15 protein-coding genes are annotated in these 16,980 nt (G+C 61.8%); 8 read left to right on the top strand and 7 right to left on the bottom strand.

Going from position 1 to position 16,980, the window contains the following annotated elements:
• Positions 1-2 precede the first annotated feature (2 nt).
• From ACIGJE_RS26265 to ACIGJE_RS26235, 7 genes are all read right to left on the bottom strand, one after another.
• Positions 3-1,514: a sugar ABC transporter ATP-binding protein gene (locus ACIGJE_RS26265; RefSeq protein ID WP_483680824.1), complete on the bottom strand. Its 1,512-nt coding sequence runs from the start codon at positions 1,512-1,514 to the stop codon at positions 3-5.
• Between the two features lie 68 nt (positions 1,515-1,582).
• Positions 1,583-2,668 (bottom strand): sugar ABC transporter substrate-binding protein, encoded by a 1,086-nt coding sequence (locus ACIGJE_RS26260; protein ID WP_415085392.1) that lies wholly within the window; start codon positions 2,666-2,668, stop codon positions 1,583-1,585.
• A 229-nt stretch (positions 2,669-2,897) separates the two neighbouring features.
• Positions 2,898-3,605, bottom strand: a complete 708-nt coding sequence (gene rpiA / locus ACIGJE_RS26255) for a ribose 5-phosphate isomerase A (protein ID WP_415085390.1) — start codon at positions 3,603-3,605, stop codon at positions 2,898-2,900.
• 44 nt (positions 3,606-3,649) lie between these two features.
• Complete coding sequence (locus tag ACIGJE_RS26250) at positions 3,650-4,489, bottom strand: MurR/RpiR family transcriptional regulator (RefSeq protein ID WP_415085388.1); 840 nt, start codon at positions 4,487-4,489, stop codon at positions 3,650-3,652.
• Between the two features lie 18 nt (positions 4,490-4,507).
• Positions 4,508-5,179, bottom strand: coding sequence for an HAD-IA family hydrolase (locus ACIGJE_RS26245; RefSeq protein ID WP_415085386.1), 672 nt, complete (start codon positions 5,177-5,179; stop codon positions 4,508-4,510).
• A 17-nt stretch (positions 5,180-5,196) separates the two neighbouring features.
• Complete coding sequence (gene xylB / locus ACIGJE_RS26240) at positions 5,197-6,714, bottom strand: xylulokinase (protein WP_415085384.1); 1,518 nt, start codon at positions 6,712-6,714, stop codon at positions 5,197-5,199.
• Between the two features lie 3 nt (positions 6,715-6,717).
• Positions 6,718-8,199 carry an aldehyde dehydrogenase family protein gene (locus ACIGJE_RS26235; protein WP_415085382.1) on the bottom strand — a complete coding sequence of 494 codons (1,482 nt, stop codon included), beginning with the start codon at positions 8,197-8,199 and terminating at the stop codon, positions 6,718-6,720.
• A 274-nt stretch (positions 8,200-8,473) separates the two neighbouring features.
• On the opposite strand from ACIGJE_RS26235, the gene ACIGJE_RS26230 reads away from it, so the two are divergent.
• From ACIGJE_RS26230 to ACIGJE_RS26195, 8 genes are all read left to right on the top strand, one after another.
• On the top strand, positions 8,474-9,616 hold the full coding sequence (locus ACIGJE_RS26230) for a fumarylacetoacetate hydrolase family protein (RefSeq protein WP_415085423.1): 1,143 nt from the start codon (positions 8,474-8,476) through the stop codon (positions 9,614-9,616).
• Between the two features lie 221 nt (positions 9,617-9,837).
• The gene (locus ACIGJE_RS26225) at positions 9,838-10,599 is read left to right on the top strand and encodes an SDR family NAD(P)-dependent oxidoreductase (protein ID WP_415085380.1); all 762 of its coding nucleotides are present in this window, start codon (positions 9,838-9,840) and stop codon (positions 10,597-10,599) included.
• Between the two features lie 190 nt (positions 10,600-10,789).
• The gene (locus ACIGJE_RS26220) at positions 10,790-12,187 is read left to right on the top strand and encodes an FAD-binding oxidoreductase (RefSeq protein ID WP_415085378.1); all 1,398 of its coding nucleotides are present in this window, start codon (positions 10,790-10,792) and stop codon (positions 12,185-12,187) included.
• 285 nt (positions 12,188-12,472) lie between these two features.
• Complete coding sequence (locus ACIGJE_RS26215; protein ID WP_367626344.1) at positions 12,473-12,709, top strand: hypothetical protein; 237 nt, start codon at positions 12,473-12,475, stop codon at positions 12,707-12,709.
• Between the two features lie 202 nt (positions 12,710-12,911).
• Positions 12,912-14,069 (top strand): transporter substrate-binding domain-containing protein, encoded by a 1,158-nt coding sequence (locus tag ACIGJE_RS26210; protein WP_415085421.1) that lies wholly within the window; start codon positions 12,912-12,914, stop codon positions 14,067-14,069.
• Entirely contained in the window at positions 14,069-14,725 is a 657-nt protein-coding gene (locus ACIGJE_RS26205; protein WP_311940258.1) for an ANTAR domain-containing response regulator, read from the top strand. The genes ACIGJE_RS26210 and ACIGJE_RS26205 overlap by 1 nt, the downstream gene beginning before the upstream one ends.
• A 22-nt stretch (positions 14,726-14,747) precedes the next feature.
• Positions 14,748-15,989 carry an urea ABC transporter substrate-binding protein gene (locus ACIGJE_RS26200; RefSeq protein WP_311940256.1) on the top strand — a complete coding sequence of 414 codons (1,242 nt, stop codon included), beginning with the start codon at positions 14,748-14,750 and terminating at the stop codon, positions 15,987-15,989.
• A 117-nt stretch (positions 15,990-16,106) separates the two neighbouring features.
• Positions 16,107-16,979 (top strand): ABC transporter permease subunit, encoded by an 873-nt coding sequence (locus tag ACIGJE_RS26195; protein WP_415085375.1) that lies wholly within the window; start codon positions 16,107-16,109, stop codon positions 16,977-16,979.
• The last annotated feature ends 1 nt before the right edge of the window (position 16,980 follow it).

The raw sequence follows: 16,980 nt of genomic DNA, 5'->3' as shown, positions 1-16,980 counted from the left end.
CGTCAGGCCTGCACCGAAGAACGCAGGCGTTCGACGGTGATGGCCTCTCCCGTGAGGGTTTCCTTGATCTGGCCGTGCTCGAAGATGCAGACGCGGTCGACGGCACGTACCAATTCGTCGGTGTCGGTCGAGACGATGATGACCGAAACACCGGCGGCACTGAGTTCGTCGATGATCCGCAGCACGTCCTGCTTGACGCCCACATCGATGCCTCGGGTGGGTTCGTCGACGATCAACAGACGCGGCTCGGTGGCAAGCACGCGGCCGAGGCAGACCTTTTGCTGGTTGCCGCCGCTGAGTGTATCGACCGCATAGTCCGGATTGGGTGCCTTGACATCCATTGCCTTGAAATAGCGGTCGATGATCTCGGCTTCGGCGGCGCGATCGATGTAGCCCATGCGCGCGCGCGCCGGCAGCGAGGACAAGGCAATATTCTGCCCGATCGACATTTTCCCGACGGCGCCGTCCTTGCGGCGGTCATCCGACAGATAGGCGATCCCCGCGTCGAGAGCGGCGCGAGGGGTTCGGGGCAGCCTGCGCTGTGTGCCATCGATGGCGATCGTGCCACTGGCCGGATGCAAACCGAATATCGCCCGGGCCAGTTCTTTCGCCCCCGCCCCCGGCAGGCCGGTCAAGCCCACGACCTCACCCGCCGCGATATCCATTGCCTTGAGGGACAGGTACTGGCCCTTGACGTCGCGCAGCGACACGTGAGGCGCCTTGCCGGAATGATCGCGTCGGTCCCGCTGGAACAGGGTCAGTCCACGGCCCAGCACGAGCTCGGTCAGTTGCTCGGAGGAGAGGGAAGCGACGTCCTCGGAACCGCCGGCAAGACCACCGTCCCGAAGCACCGACACCGCATCGCAGATCTCCAGGATCTCGTCATTGTAGTGGGAGATGAAGATGAAGGTGACGCCATCGCTCTTCAAACGACGCATGAAGTCGAAAAGCACGCGCCTGTCGGCGACAGTGAGCGCAGCCGTTGGCTCATCAAGGATGATGACCTTACCGCCCGAAAACATCGCCCGCAGGATATTCAGCTTGCGCCTTGCGACGGCATCCAGGCGGCCGGCCAGCGCATTGGCGTCGATGCCGGAGCCTTCGAGTATTCGCAACGCGTCCTGACGCAGGGCCTTCCAGTCGACAAAGCCGTTCTTCACCGGCCAGATGCCCAGCATCAGATTCTCGGCGGCGGTCAGGTTGTCGATGATCATAGGCTCCTGGGTCACCAGGAAAACACCGGCCTGCTCCATCGTCTTGACGTCGACATGGTGGAGCGGCCGGCCGTCCATGACGATTTGCCCGGAGGTTGGCGAGCGCTGGCCGGAAATGATCCCGACCAGCGTGGACTTGCCGGCACCGTTCTCGCCAAGAAGGCCATGGATCGTACCGCGGCGGATGCTGAGCGACACGCCGCGCAGCGCCCTGACCGGTCCATAGCTCTTCGTGACGTTGTCGATCCGCAGGATCTCGTCTTGCGCAGTTGTGGACCCACGCAAATCATGCGCCGTCATATCGCCCCTCCCAGATCATTGTGTGAGCCGGGGCGGCTATTTGCGCCCCGGAAAACCAGATTCGGGAACTATCGGTAGGCGATACCCCAGTCCTTTTCGGCAACCGCTCCCCAGTGGCGCCGGTCGTTGGCGTTGTCGCCATTGATGACGAAAGCCGGGATGATCAAGGTGGGGCCGGTCTTGCCGGCGACGAGATCGCCCTTCTCCCAGAAATATTTCTTGTTCTCATAAGTGCCGAGCGGCACATCCTCGCCCTTCAGGGCATGCTTCACGATCATCTCGACCGCGATTTCGCCATAGGCGATCGGATCCTGCGACACGCAGGCATCCATATAGCCTTCCTGGATCCATTTGAGCGCGACCGGCTCGCCGTCGATATTGATGAAGATGACATGGCCGTCCTCGCCCACCTTCTTCCAGCGTCCCTTCTGCTGCAGCGCGGTGACGATGCCACGGGAAGGCGAGTCGGAGGGCGCATGCACGGCGTCGAGGTCGGGATGCTCGGAAAGCGTGGAGAGCGTCACGGACAGCATCTGCTCGAGCTGCCCCTCGGTGGGGCGCGCCAGATATTTGATGTCAGGATATTTCGCAAAGACCGAGTCCATGCCTTCCTTGCGCAGGCGCCAGGCGACCGAAGCGAGCGCGCCATAGCAGTTCAGCACCGTGCCCTTGGGGCTTCCGTGTTTCTTGACCAGACGCTTGACGATCTCCTCGGCGGCCATGACGCCACCCTGGAAATTGTCGAAGCTCACGGTGATGGCAACTTTCCCGCCATCCGCCGGCGTATCGATGATGCCGACCGGGATCGATTGCTGGTTGTAGCGCCGGATGGCGGAGACGATGGCCTGGCTATCGATCGGATCGGAGATGATCGCCGACGGGCGTGAAAGCAGCAAGCTCTGCCATTGCTCGAGCTGCCGCGTGTTGTCGAAATTCGCGTTGGTCGCCTGGAACTCGCCGGAGCTTTCCTTGACGGCGCGCTTCACCGCTTCTTCCTGGATCACGAAGAAGTAGTAGTCGAGGCTCTTGTTCGAATAGGGGATCGACAGGCGGCTTTGCGCGGCGAATGCGCCCTGCCCCGTCATCATCCCCAGCCCGATCGCCGCTCCGCCCGCAAGCACGCCACGCCGGCTAATTCCCCCTCGGATCTCCATTTTGCTCTCCCTGATGCTGTTTTTTGGCGCATGTAGTATTACTAGATATTGAGTTCAACTGTCAACTGGTCGCGCGGCGCGCCGTGATAGCTGCCGCGCAACCTGTGCCATGAAATTTTGAAGTTTTTAGATTTTCCTATTTTATTACAATAGGATGTAAGGGTTTTTGGTTTCGCTTCGAAAAAGAGCGGATAACACCGATCCCTTTCCTATGCGGAGTTTTACTAGATCACCGCATCTTCACGTAGGATGTTCCATCGAAACAGCCCACGACCATTCCCACTGCCTCGCGGGTGAAAAGACCGTTCTCGACCACGCCGGGTATGCGGTTCAACTCGAGCTCCAATGGTGCGGGATCGGCTATGATCGGACCGCAACGGCAATCGAGAATGAAGTTGCCGCTGTCCGTCACGACGGGCTGCCCGTCCCGTACGCGGCGCTCAATCCTGACGTCTTTAATCCCGTGATCGGCGAGCGCACGCCCCACCATGCGCTCGGTCTGCTTCCAGGCGAACTGCACCACTTCCACCGGCAGGGGAAATCCTCCCAGGCAATCGACGATCTTGGTCTCGTCGCAGATGCAGATCATTCGCCTGGAGGCATGGGCGACGATTTTTTCCCACAGGAGGCAGGCCCCACCGCCTTTGATCATATTGAACTTGTGATCGATTTCGTCCGGTCCATCGATGGTCAGATCGAGTTCGCCGATGTCGTTGGGATCGGTGATCTCGATCCCCACCCCACGCGCGACGTCGATCGTCGAACGGGACGTCGTTGTGCAGGTCAGTTTCATTCCTGCGGCAACATGCTTGCCAAGCTCGCGCACGAAGAAATGCGACGTCGTGCCCGATCCCAGGCCCAGCTTCATGCCGTCGCGCACGAATTCCTGGATCACGCGTCGGCCCGCGACCTTCTTGGCTTCGTCCTGCGCGCTCATTCTTCCTCCTCTGGCGCAAGGCTCCGCCGCGCCTCTTCAGGGTTTCAAATCTTGTCTGTCAGCCAATTGTCGAGCGCAGGCAGTTGGTCGGGGAACTGGCTGCCGCTCGAAATGGCAATGGCGGTCACCAGCATGTTGGTGACCAGATGGTGGTTGAGACGCGATGCCAGCGGCGTCATCAGTTCCGTCCGGTCGTAGGGCAGGACGGCGACCATGGCATCCGTAACCCGTGCCAGCGGGCTCTCGCCGGCGGCGATCGAGACCACGCGTGCGCCGCGTGCCCGCGCAGCGATGGCGACTTCGACCATCTGCTTGGTATGTCCCGATTGCGAGAAGATCAGCGCGACTTCGCCGGGCCTGGCCCTTTCGGCATGCATCCATTGGCGTTGCCTGCCCAGAAGGGCCTGGCACCGCATGCCGAGGCGTTGGAACTTGTGCTCGGCGTCGAGCGCGTTCACCTCGGAAATTCCGGCTGCATAGATTCCGGTCCAGCTTGCTGCCTGAAGCACACGCGCGGCTTCCGCCACCTGTTCGGGCACCAGATCCTCGGCCAGTCTCTGGATCGCGTTCAGCGAGTTCCGGCAGGTCTTGCGCACGATGTTGTCGATGCTGTCATCAGGAATGATCTGTTCGTAGGCGAAGGGTGCCGAAGGCACGAGGCTCTGCGCCAAATGCAGCTTGAATTCCTGATAGCCTTCGAAGCCGAAGCGGCGGCAAAACCGCATGATCGTCGGGTCGCTCACCGAGCAGGTCTCGGACAAGCGCGCCATGCTCATGTGCAGCACCTCCGAGGGTGAGGCGCTGACGAAGGCGGCGACCCGCCGCTCAGCCGGATGCATCTCCTCGCGTTCTTGTAGGATACGTTGCAGCAGGCTGACGGTCATCTGGCACTCTCCTTGCCGCTATTCGGCGGCGGTGGGTCTTGGATCGTGCTGCAACAGATCGGCCAGGCGGGTCAACCGATGACCGGTGGGAACGTCGACCGAGGCGCCAGCTCCCCACGGAACAACGTAGAATGGCACACCCGCCGCCTCAGCCGTCGCGCGATCGACATTCGTGTCGCCGACATAGGCCCAGCTACCGGGCTCGAGCGCCATCGCTTCGGCGACAGCCATGAGATGACCCGGATCCGGCTTGGAAGCAGGCACCGCATCCGCACCAATCGCCGCATCGAAGAGGTCCGCCAAGCCAAGCTGCTCCAGGACCTTGCCGGTCACTGCGTGGTTCTTGTTGGTGCAGATGCCAAGCCGCGCGCCCGCCTGGCGCAAGGCCGCCAGATCCTCCGGGACATGTGAGAAAAACTGCGTCCTGCCTGCGGGATCGTCGAGATAGGCCTGCAGATATCCTTCGAACGCCCGCTCGACCGCCTCCTCGTCATAGGCGATGCCCTTGTCCTCAAGGATATCGAGGATCAGGCGCCTCGGTCCGTTGCCGATGAATTGCTCCACATAGCGCGGATCGAGTTCCGGCCAACCATTGGCGGCAAAGCCTTTGCTGAGGGCCGCGGCTATGTCGGGCGCACTGTCGATCAAAGTGCCATCGAGATCGAAAATGAATGCGGCGTAAATCGGCATGTCGCGAGTTCCTACGGCTACTGGTCAAAAATGGCTTCGCCGAGCGCATCAAAGGTCTCGCTCAACGCCGGGTATAGATTGCGATAGGCGTGGTGAGCACGGGCATAGACCTGGGCGGTGCCCGGGTCTGGGCGTTCCCACGTCAGGTCGCGGCAGCTGCGCGCCGCACTTGCCACGTCGGGCCACACGCCAATCGCCAGGCCCGCGACCAGTGCTGCCCCGAAGGCCGCACCCTCCGCAGCACCGTCGGTCGTCACCACATCGCAGCCGAACATGTCGGCCTGAATCTGACGCCAGAGTGGCGAGCGCGCACCGCCTCCCGATGCCTTCACAATTTGCCCGTCGATGCCCATCGGCTTCATCAGCGCGTGCATATCGGCAAAAGCGTGGACAACGCCTTCCATCACAGCACGCGCAAGATCGCCACGCCTATGCCGAGCGGTCAGCCCGACAAAGGCACCTCTTGCCCCCGGATCGGGATGCGGGCAGCGTTCCCCGTTGAGATAAGGCAGGAATAGCAGGCCGCGCCCGCCGGCGGGACTCTGTGCCGCCTCCGCCACGATCTGATCAAACGAGGTCAGCGCACCGTCTGACCCAGCCCACAGCGTCTCGCGAAACCAGCCCATCGCCCCGCCGGCGTTCAGCGAAACGCCCATGCAATGCCATTTGTCCGGCGCAACATTGCAGAATACCTGCAACCTGCCGTCCGGGTTGTCCTGCGGCGAGTCGAGTGCCGCGGCAAGAATGCCGGCCGTTCCGATCGTCGACTGCAATTCGCCGGGGGCAATCACGCCGGACCCGATCGTCTGAATGACGGCATCGCCCCCGCCACCGGCGACCGGTATGCCTTCGGGCAACCCGAACAGATCGGCACCGATGGCCGAGACCCGCCCGGTGATCACCTGCGATTCAAAGACCGGCGGTAGCAGGGTCGGATCGATCCCAGCCACCTCGATCAAGCCCTTGGCCCACTGGCGCCGCCGCACATCGAAGAGCCCCGTGCCGGAAGCATCCGAGACCTCCGACGCGACCTCCCCCGTCAGCCGCAGACGCAGATAATCCTTGGGATTGAGCATCACCTTCATGCGCGCGAACAGCTCCGGCTCGTGATTGCGCATCCACAGGATCTTGCCCCCGGTATAGCCGACCAGCATCCGGTTGTTCGTGGCGGCCAGTACTCCTTCGAGCCCCCCAGCCGCCTCGGTGATCGCAGCGCATTCGGCGCCGTTGCGCTGGTCATTCCAGAGGATTGCCGGCCGCAGCACCCGATGTCCCTCGTCCAGCGGCGTGAGCCCGTGCATCTGGCCGGAAAGGCCGATGCACGAGATCTCGATCTCTGGCGCCTTGGCCAGCGCGCCGGCAACCGCCTTGCGCGCGCCTTCGACCCAGAGTTCAGGATCCTGTTCCGACCATCCCGGATGCGGTTGCGATAGCGGATAAGTCTCGGTTTGCGCCGCGATGACGGCGCCATCGGCCGCAATCAACAACGCCTTGCACCCGGAGGTGCCGATGTCGATTCCCAACAGCGCCTGCATCGCTCAAGCCCCCACACCGTGATGCAGCCGGACATGCTTGAAATTGAAGTATTCAAGCAGCCCCTCGCGACCATGTTCATAACCGACACCGCTCTGCTTACGTCCCCCATAGGGAGCGTTCATGATCCCGGCATCGACATTGTTGATCGCTACATTGCCGTAATCCAGGCCCGCAGACAGGGTCTGGATCTCGGTCAGGTCGCGTGCATAGACATAGGAAGCCAATCCGTAGGGCGTGTCATTGGCCAAGGCGATCGCCTCGGACAGCTCGTCGTAAACGGCAACACCGACCAGCGGGCCGAAGGTCTCCTCGGTCATCACCAGCATCTGGTGCGTGCAGTCGGCCACCACGGACGGACGGAAGAAATGCCCCTTGGCATAGTCGGCGCCCTCGGGCGCCTTGCCGCCCGCGACCAGTCGTGCGCCCCTGGCCAGTGCGTCGTCCAGATGTGCCCGCGTCTTGGCCAGCGGCTCGCCCGAAGCCATCGCCCCCAGATCGGCGTCGGGCCGTTCGAGCCCATTGTGGACGCTGAGCGCCTCGGCCGCCTGGCCCAGTCCCGTGAGGAAATCCTCGTAGACGGAGCGGTGGACATAGATCCGGTTGATCGCGATACAGATCTGGCCGCAGTTCCGGAAACTGCGGCGTGCCGCGCCTTTGACCGCCGCAGCGATATCGGCGCTCGCCGTCACGACCATTGGGCAGTTGCCGCCGAGTTCCAGCGACAGGCGCTTCACCTGGGGACAGCTTTGCTGGATATGCAGGCCAACCGCACTCGATCCGGTGAAGGCGATCTTGTCGACCTGAGGGTGCTCCACCAGCGCCTGTCCGACCTGCGCCCCCTTGCCCGTCAGCACGTTGACCACCCCTGCCGGGATTCCCGCCTCGGCGCATTTGGCGGCAATGGCGAGCGCGGTGAACGGCGTAATCTCGGCGGGCTTGATGACGATCGTACAGCCCGACGCCAAGCTCGCGCAAAGCTTCCAGCCCACGAGCTCGGCCGGATAGTTCCACGGAGTGATGGCGCCAACCACGCCGATCGGCTCGCGTACGACGAGGCTCTGGAATCCAGGCTGCTCGTTCGGGATGATCTCGCCATGAACGCGGGTGGCTTCCTCGGCATAGAAATGACAGGCCTCGGCGAGCTTGAGGATCTCGCCTTTTGCCTCGTTGACGGGCTTTCCCTGCTCGGCCGTCATGACCCTTGCCATCGCCAGAGCATCGGCTGCGATCGCATCCCCAAGCCGATGAAGCGCGGCCGCGCGCACCTTGGGCAGCTGCCTCGCCCAGGGACGGAAAGCACGGCGTGCGGCGAGGACGGCTTCCTCGACCTCGGCTTTCGTTGCCGCGGCGATCTGGCCGATGATCTCGCCTGTCGCCGGGTTCTCGACGGGAAGACGCCCGCCCCCGCCTTTTCGGAACGCACCTTCAATGAAGAGCATGCCATCCATCTGGGAAATCAGGTCGTAGGGGGTCTGGTTTGTCATGACGTATCTTCGCCACCTCCCGCTGTGAGCTATCGCTGCCCGTGCCCAGAGTGATATAGCATCACTACATATTGGCAAGAGGAATCTTGGAGGAGAGGCTGCCAAAATGGCGAAGAGCAGAAACAGCGATTTTATACAAATAATTGATTATATTAGATTAAATTTATTTACCGGAATAGCCGAAGGAAGGGAAGAACCCGGGCCCCCTCTCAAAGCGCTTGACCAATGTCCTCCGCTATATGTAGTTTTGCTAGATATAACGAGGAAACTTTCAATGCTGCCCACTTCGCCCGAAGCCGGGAAACTCGTTGGCCGCGTATGGCGGCCAGGCAAGGGCCCTTCGATCGTCATACTGCGCGACGGTACCCTCATCGATGTGACCGAGAGCGTGGTCTCCATGGCCGATTTTCTTGATACCGATCCTGCAGGTCGCTTCGATGCTCTCACCGGCGAGGCGATCGGAGTGCCGCAGGACATGGTCCTCGATCCGACCGAGATGGGCTATCATTCGAACCGCCCTTGCCTCCTCGCCCCGGCCGACTTCCAGGCCCTGAAGGCCTGCGGGGTGACCTTCGCGCAAAGCATGGTCGAGCGCGTGATCGATGAGCGTACGTCCGGCGATCCGGGCCGCGCGGACGAACTGCGCCGGCGGATAGGAGCGGCAATCGGCGGGAGCCTGTCGAACATCGAGGCGGGTTCGGCGAAGGCCGCGGAGGTCAAGGCCGCGCTGATCGCCGAAGGGCTATGGTCGCAATATCTCGAGGTGGGCATAGGCCCGGACGCCGAAGTCTTCACCAAGTCACAGCCAATGTCGGCCGTGGGCCCGGGCGCACAGATCGGGGTGAACCGGATCTCGAGCTGGAACAACCCCGAACCCGAAATCGTGCTGGCCGTCGACAGCAAGGGCACTATCCGCGGCGCGACGCTCGGCAATGACGTGAACCTGCGCGACGTCGAGGGACGGTCTGCCCTCCTTCTCGGCAAAGCCAAGGACAACAACGCCTCCTGCGCCATCGGTCCATTCATCCGGCTGTTCGACGACAACTTCACGCTCGCCGATATCGAGACTGCGACCCTGACCATGTCGGTTGCGGGAACAGACGGCTTCCGCATGTCGGCACATTCGAACATGGCGGAAATCAGCCGCAAGCCCGCCAGTCTGGTCTCGCAGACATTGAACAAGTCCCACCAATATCCGGACGGCTTCATGCTGTTTCTGGGGACCATGTTCGCGCCCACGCAGGACCGCGCAGAAAAGGGTTCGGGCTTCACGCACGCAAAGGGCGATGTCGTGGCAATCTCGACGCCGCTTCTGGGCACGCTGCAAAACACTGTCGTCTACTCCGACGAAGCGGCACCATGGACCTTCGGCACGCGTTCGCTCATGCGCAATCTGGCAGGGCGAGGACTTCTTTGAGCTGCGGGCGAGCCAGACTGTCCGACACCCCGGGCCCTTGGAAATTCCCAGCGTGAACGAGGGCCGTCACGCCCTCTTTGCTGAATGTCAGGGCTGCCGTTCGGAGGAAACCCGTGCTGCGAGTCTGCGGGTTATAGCCATGTCGAACCGCGCTGCCCTGCTGCCTCGCACGCTGATGGCAGCAAGCCGTCACCCTGTCTGCCAAGCCGATGGAGGAACGAATGGACTATAGGGCGAAGTACGATCTGATGGGCAAGCTTGCGCTGGTCACCGGCGCAGGACAAGGGATCGGAGCCGCTATCGCCGAGGCGCTCGCGGCGACCGGAGCCGAAGTGATCTGCACCGACATCAAGCGCGAGCGGGCACAAGCCACCGCACTCGATCTGAGCTCCAGGGGCCACAAAGCACGGGCGGAGGTTCTGGATGTCACCGACAGCGCGTCGATCGACGCATTGGCGAGCGCCTTGCCCCCGCTTGACATATTGGTCTGCAACGCGGGGATCGTGACCAACACGCCCGCCGAGGACATGACCGACGCGGAATGGGACCAGGTCATTGCCGTCAACCTGACGGGCGTGTTTCGCACCTGCCGCGGGTTCGGCCGGCGGATGCTGGAAGCTGGGGCAGGCTCGATCATCAATATCGGTTCGATGTCCGGCCAGATCGTCAACATCCCGCAGCCGCAGTGTCACTACAACGCCTCAAAGGCAGGCGTGCACCACCTGACAAAATCACTGGCGGTCGAATGGGCCAAGCGCGGCGTGCGGGTGAATGCGGTCGCACCCACCTATATCGAGACACCGCTCCTGCATGGTCTCGAAAGCCAACCAGGCTTGTTGTCGCGCTGGCTGGACATGACTCCCGCCGGCCGGATGGGGCAACCGCATGAAATCGCCTCCGTCGTTCAATTCCTGGCTTCGGATGCATCGAGCTTGTTGACGGGCTCAATCATCAACGCCGATGGAGGCTATACATGCATTTGAGAACTCGTTGCCTTGGCGCTGGCCCGGATGAACCTTCCTCACGCAGCTCGATACCCTTGTCCTGCCTGCCGCCCTGCCGGCATCGGTCGAACCGCAACGGCGTGGAACCACCGGAAATCCCAAACGCGATGGCGACTATGCGCAGCGCGACGTAGACCACCTGACAACCCCTCTCCCAGGCGAACCAGCCATGCCCCCCATCGATGACCATCTGGCCATTTTCGATCCTGTCACCGATCCCGACCAGGCCGAGCGCTATCTCACCGACTGGCCGCGCGATGCGAAGGGACGGGCTCGCGCTATCCTGCGCCCACGCACCGTCGAGGAGGTTGCGCAGATTGTGCGTCTATGCGCCGCCGCCGCCATTCCCGTCGTACCCCAGGGCGGCCATACCGGGCTTGTCGCAGGTGGGGTGCCTTCGGCTGACGGCACAGAAGTGGTCGTCAGCCTGGAACGGCTGAACCATATCCGCGAAATCGACCCGGCCAACTTCTCGATGACAGTGGAGGCAGGCTGCATCCTCGCCAATCTCCATGCCGTCGCCTCCGAGCATGAGCGCCTCTTCCCCCTGGCGCTCGGCGCCCAGGGAAGTTGTCAGATCGGCGGCAATGTCGCCACCAATGCCGGCGGCCTCAATGTGCTGCGCTATGGCATGACGCGCAATCTCGTGCTCGGCATCGAGGCCGTGCTGCCGGACGGGCAGATCTGGAACGGCCTGAGGAAGCTGCACAAGAACAACACAGGCTACGACCTCAAGCAGCTTCTCATCGGTTCGGAAGGCACACTCGGCATCATCACGGCGGTGAGCCTGCGCCTCTTCCCCAAACCGACGCAAGTGGAGACGGCCTTCCTCGCGGTGGAGAACCCCGCAGCTGCCGTCGCGCTCTACGGACTTGCCCGGCGAGACCTCAGCGACCTGCTCTCGGCGTTCGAGCTCATCGGCCATGTCGGCGTGGAACTCGCGCAGGAGGCAACGCCGGATTTGCGCCATCCCCTGGAAACCAGATCCTCGCACTATGTGCTGATGGAGGCCTCGGCCAGCGGCCTGGTCGACCTCTCTGCCCTGATGCAACGCTTTCTCGAGAGCGCGATGGAAGCAGGCCATGTCCTCGACGGCACGGTTGCTGCCAACAGCGCGCAGGCCGGTGCGCTCTGGCGCATCCGCGAGGACCTGGTGGAGGGGCAGGCCCGCCGCGGCCGTCATCTGCGCACAGATGTCTCGGTGCCGATTTCGGACATCGCCGCCTTCCTCGCCAAAACGGATGCTGCGCTGGCGCAGGCCGAGCCCAACGCCATTCCCGTAGCCTATGGACATGTCGGCGATGGCAACCTCCACTACAATGTGCTCCCGCCGCCTCACATGGCAGAGGGCGACAAGCCAGCTTTTCTCAAGCGGTGCGAGCAGGTGGTCTACGCCGCCCTGCCTGAATTCGCGGGCTCGATCAGCGCCGAGCACGGGATTGGCCGCGCCAAGCTTGGCTCCTACCTCAAAGGCCTGGCACCTGAGGAGAAAGCCCTGACGGAAGGCGTTAAGCGTCTCTTTGACCCCAAGGGCATCATGAGTCCGGGACGGTTGTTTGAGGTGTGAAGAAGTCCGCTCCGTCATATGCCGCACAGGAAGTTGACTTCCGCAATTGGTTGCGCGGCATGGGTACTCTGATTTGAACCTGTAATCGCAGTCGCTTCCTTTTTCTTGCACGTTAGAGAAAAATGACCTTTCTTCGAATCACCATTTTTCTTTAACTATTTATTTTACATGACTTATTAATCGAAGAATCCATCAGAATTTCCAAAACGCCGATATAATATATTATTTTTAGGCCCGGTTCCTGCAACGCATAAAGTCGCACATCGGTTTTATTCATAAAAATCCGTGGCAATTACTGTATATTCGCGACCGAACAAGGTCGATGACCTCGTCACCAAGTCGCGCCGCTACTGCCTGAAGAACGACGCCTTCCAATCCGCCGCCTCTCTCCACGTCGCCATCAAGCACTTCATCAGCGAGCATAGCCAGCCGTCCCAGCCCTTTGTCTGGCGTTCCGATCCCGAGCGGCTCATCGCCGCCGGCAGATCGGGCGGCAAGTGCCGGAACCAATCCGGCAGATAAGAAGCCGCGCCGACATTTAACGACTTGACAAATGATCAAATCTGGAGGAGCCTAATTTTAGAGCGCTGGGCAGAGCTGCCTATTTACGCGCCACATCTGATTACATTTCCAACAGGCGAGTGCGCTCTGCACGCGTATGGTTGGTGGCACGGACGCCCACGGCAGACCAGCCGCTGGGCGTTTTTTGTTTTGGAATGGGCTTATGTCGGCAACAAGGCATCGCATCGGAGTAATGTTCTCGACGACCGGCTCCTATAGCGTGGTCGCGCGCTCCATGCTGAACGGCGCCTTGCTGGCCTTCGAGGAGATCTCCCGGTCCTTTCCGGATCTCCGGCTCGAGCCTGTCGTGGTGAACCCCGGAGGTGACCTGGCACGCTATGCCGAGCATAGCCGGCAAATGACCAGCGACGGCATACGTCATGTGATCGGGTGCTATACGTCATCGAGCCGCAAGGAAGTCATCCCCTGTTTTGAAAAATACGATGCCCTGCTGTGGTATCCCTCACACTATGAGGGGTTCGAGACCTCGAACAATGTCATCTACACGGGCGCTTCACCCAACCAGCACGTGCTTCCGCTCGTACGCTACATGCTGGCCAATATCGGCTCGAACGCCTTCTGCGTCGGATCGAACTACATCTGGGCCTGGGAAAACAACCGCATCTTTCGCGAGGCCATGACGGCACAGGGCGGCAGAGTTCTGGCGGAACGCTATGTCGCCATCGGCGACACCGAATTCGGCCAGGTCGTCGACGCGATCCTCTCGGCCCGTCCCGATTTCGTGTTCAACAACCTCATCGGTGAGAGCGCCTATGCGTTCTTCCGTGCGTTTCGATCAGCTTGCCAAGCCCGCGGCATCGATCAGGCCGCGCAGATCCCCATCGCCAGCTGCACGCTCTCCGAACCGGAACTGGAGGAGATCGGCCAAGAAATGGTCGATGGTCATCTGAGTTCGTCTGTCTATTTCTCCTCACTGGAGACTCCAGCGAACAAGGCATTCACCACGGCCTATGAGCGGTCCTTCCCAAATGGCCCGGCCACATCGGCCGATGCCGAGGCCTCCTATATCGCCGTGCAGTTGCTGGCACGCGCATTGTCGGCGGCAGGTACGGACGAGGTGTCCGCCGTCAAGAACGCCGTCGCTCGCCAGAGGTTCACAGCACCGCAAGGCGAAGTCTGGATCGATCCTCAGACATCCCATGCCTGGCTCACGCCACGCATCGGCCGCTCGAACCGGAAGGCGCGCTTTGATGTGATCGTCGAGGAGGCCGGCCCCATTCAGCCCGACCCCTACCTCGTTCAGTCCTCGCCACGATATGCCGTTGTCTCCCACACGCCAAATTTGAGGATCGCAAAGTGATGGTTGCTCGCCTCCTCCAGAACTTCAACGGCAGCAGGGCCCTGATCGTTACCGCCAACCGCACCGCGGTCGAAGCTCTCGAAACAACGCTCGCGAAATTGGGGGTGACCAGCGAGTTCCTCATCGTCGCCGATGGCCGCGTCGACTTCGACATGACAAGCTTGAAGCAGGAGCGGGATATCCTCTTCGTGGACGGCGATCTGGACGGCACTCTTCCCCTGGAGACCGAGGGTGATCCACGCCTGCCACCAGTGCCAGTCATCGGGCTGGTGGGCGTGGAGGCACCGAGCCGGCTCAAGCGTCTTGTCAATCTCGGTGCGACGGCCTTCCTGCGCAAGCCGGTGCACAGCGCAGCCATCTACACCGCACTGTTCCTGGGCGTGAATCAGTTCCTGCTGCGCAATGATATGCAGAACCGCCTCGACGACATGGAGCGACGACGGCGTGGCCGCCGCTCGGTGATCAAGGCCGTGCTGACGCTAACGACACAGACCGGCATCGATGACGATGAAGCCTACAACCGGCTGCGGCGCGAAAGCATGCGTTTGCGGGTCAGCCTGGAAGAATACTGCGAGGAGTTCCTCGGCAGATGGGCGGCAACGCCCAAAATAACGGTGCGCGAAGGGCCCTCCGGCCGGCGTGCCGAGACAAAATAAGCGTCGACAGAGGAGAACTCACATGACTGGGAAGACCAAAAGGGGGCTGCGAGCCGCAACCCTCACAGGGACACTTTTGCTCGGCATGTCCCAAGCGCTCGCAGCCGACCCGATAAAGCTCGGCGTACTGGAAGATCAATCAGGCGACTTCGCCGTCGCCACCATCGGCAAGGTTCACGCGATCCAACTGGCCACCGACGAGATCAACGCCAAGGGCGGCATCGCGGGGCGCCCGCTGGAACTGGTCGTCTACGATACGCAGTCCGACAACACCCGCTACCAGGAATTCATGCGCCGGGTGCTGCAGCGAGACAAGGTCGACGCTGTCTTTGCCGGCTTCTCGTCGGCTTCCCGCGAAGCCTATCGGCCGATCGTCGACCAACTGGACGGATTCGCCTTCTACAACAACCAGTATGAAGGCGGGGTTTGCGACGCCCATATGATCGTTACCGGGGCGGTCCCCGAGCAGCAGTTCTCCACACTCATCCCCTGGATGATGGAGAAGTACGGCAAGAAGGTCTACACCCTCGCCGCCGACTACAATTTCGGACAGATCTCCGCCGAATGGGTGCGCAACATCGTCAAGGAGAATGGCGGCGAGATGGTCGGCGAGGAGTTCATCCCGCTCGGCGTCTCGCAGTTCTCGCAGTCGATCCAGAACATCCAGAAGGTCAAGCCCGATTTCGTGGTGACACTCCTGGTCGGCACGGCCCAGGCCTCCTACTACGAGCAGGCTGCGGCAGCGAATGTCGGCTTGCCGATGGCGTCCTCGGTGAATGTCGGCCAAGGCTATGAGCACAAGCGCTTCAAGCCGCCGAGCCTGAAGGACATGTATGTCACCACCAACTACATCGAGGAGATCGACTCGCCTTCGAGCAAGGATTTCGTCGCCAAATTCAAGGCGAAGTTCCCGAGCGAACCCTATGTGAACCAGGAGGCCGAAAACTCCTACCTGGCGGTCTATCTCTACAAGCAGATGGTTGAACGGGCCAACGGCTCCACCAAGCGTGACGACTTGCGCAAGATCATTGCGCAGGGGGACGTGTGCATGGATGCGCCGGAGGGCAAGGTGTGCCTCGACCCCAAGAGCCAGCACATGTCCCACACGATCTATCTGGCGAAGGTCGGGGCGGACCATTCCATCACCTTCCCCAAGGTTTGGCAGGACATCAAGCCCTACTGGCTGGGCGATGCCGGCTGTGATCTCACCAAGAACGATCCGCAGGCGCAGTACACCCCGTCCAATCCCCCTCCGAAATCTTGAAGCAAGGCAGCAACTGTCTGGCCTGGAAGAAGCGCCGCTCCCGCAGCGGCGCCCATTCCAGGTCCCTCGCCCGCCTTGCAGGCGGCCTGGATCTCGAAATCAGGGTTGTTCCTCCCGATGGATGTCGGCACATTTGTCTTTTCCTCGCTCTACCAGTTCGGCGACGCATTCGCCTTCCTGGTTCTCTCCGCCTGCGGCCTCGCCGTCATCTTCGGCATGATGGGCGTGATCAATCTCGCCCACGGCGAATTCATCATGTGCGGCGCCTATGTCACGGTTTCCGCGGCTCATGCGGGGCTTCCCCTTCCCTTGGCCATCTGCGTGGGTACCCTGGTGTCGGCGGCCGTGGGAGCCTTGGTGGAAATCGTCATCATCCGCCATCTCTACCACCGGCCGCTCGACACCATCGTCGCGACGTGGGGCCTGAGCCTGATCGCCACGCAAGGCACGCTGATCGTGCTTGGGTCGACGATGATGGGAGTCGGGACGCCTCTCGGCAGCTTTCAGATGGCGGGCTATTCCTATTCGCTCTATCGCGTCGTGCTCTTTTTCATGGCGATCGGGGTGCTTGTCGGCCTCTATGCCCTGTTCAACTGGACACGTTTCGGGGTGATGGCCCGGGCCACGATCCAGGTACCGCACACGGCCGCCGCTCTCGGTATCGATACGCGTCTGGTCTACAGCCTGACGTTCGCTTTGGGAGCAGGCCTGGCCGGACTGGCCGGCGGGCTCTATGCGCCGACGATGACGCTGGTGCCGACCATGGGCACGACCTTCATCATGGAGGCCTTCGTCACGGTGGTCGCCGGCGGCGCTGACGTCTTTCTTGGAACGGCTCCGGCCGCGGCCATCCTTGCCATCGTCAAGTCGGGCATGACCTCCTGGCAGGGCCAGCTCTTCGGGCAAATCGGGCTGCTGATCGCCGTCATCATCGTGATCCGGGTTCTGCCCAAGGGCATTTCCGGCTTCATCCTGCGCGAACGAGCCTGAG

The organism is Labrys sp. E2SS-1L (assembly GCF_057073705.1).
Note: the sequence above shows the minus strand (reverse complement) of the source record. Positions and strands in the feature narration are given on the sequence as shown.

Coding starts and splice junctions, on each gene's coding strand:
- ACIGJE_RS26265 (WP_483680824.1), bottom strand. CDS start 1,514: ATGACGGCGCATGATTTGCGTGGGTCCACAACTGCGCAAGACGAGATC.
- ACIGJE_RS26235 (WP_415085382.1), bottom strand. CDS start 8,199: ATGACAAACCAGACCCCCTACGACCTGATTTCCCAGATGGATGGCATG.
- ACIGJE_RS26260 (WP_415085392.1), bottom strand. CDS start 2,668: ATGGAGATCCGAGGGGGAATTAGCCGGCGTGGCGTGCTTGCGGGCGGA.
- ACIGJE_RS26205 (WP_311940258.1), top strand. CDS start 14,069: ATGGTTGCTCGCCTCCTCCAGAACTTCAACGGCAGCAGGGCCCTGATC.
- xylB (WP_415085384.1), bottom strand. CDS start 6,714: ATGCAGGCGCTGTTGGGAATCGACATCGGCACCTCCGGGTGCAAGGCG.
- ACIGJE_RS26220 (WP_415085378.1), top strand. CDS start 10,790: ATGCCCCCCATCGATGACCATCTGGCCATTTTCGATCCTGTCACCGAT.
- rpiA (WP_415085390.1), bottom strand. CDS start 3,605: ATGAGCGCGCAGGACGAAGCCAAGAAGGTCGCGGGCCGACGCGTGATC.
- ACIGJE_RS26200 (WP_311940256.1), top strand. CDS start 14,748: ATGACTGGGAAGACCAAAAGGGGGCTGCGAGCCGCAACCCTCACAGGG.
- ACIGJE_RS26245 (WP_415085386.1), bottom strand. CDS start 5,179: ATGCCGATTTACGCCGCATTCATTTTCGATCTCGATGGCACTTTGATC.
- ACIGJE_RS26195 (WP_415085375.1), top strand. CDS start 16,107: ATGGATGTCGGCACATTTGTCTTTTCCTCGCTCTACCAGTTCGGCGAC.
- ACIGJE_RS26250 (WP_415085388.1), bottom strand. CDS start 4,489: ATGACCGTCAGCCTGCTGCAACGTATCCTACAAGAACGCGAGGAGATG.
- ACIGJE_RS26225 (WP_415085380.1), top strand. CDS start 9,838: ATGGACTATAGGGCGAAGTACGATCTGATGGGCAAGCTTGCGCTGGTC.
- ACIGJE_RS26210 (WP_415085421.1), top strand. CDS start 12,912: ATGTCGGCAACAAGGCATCGCATCGGAGTAATGTTCTCGACGACCGGC.
- ACIGJE_RS26230 (WP_415085423.1), top strand. CDS start 8,474: ATGCTGCCCACTTCGCCCGAAGCCGGGAAACTCGTTGGCCGCGTATGG.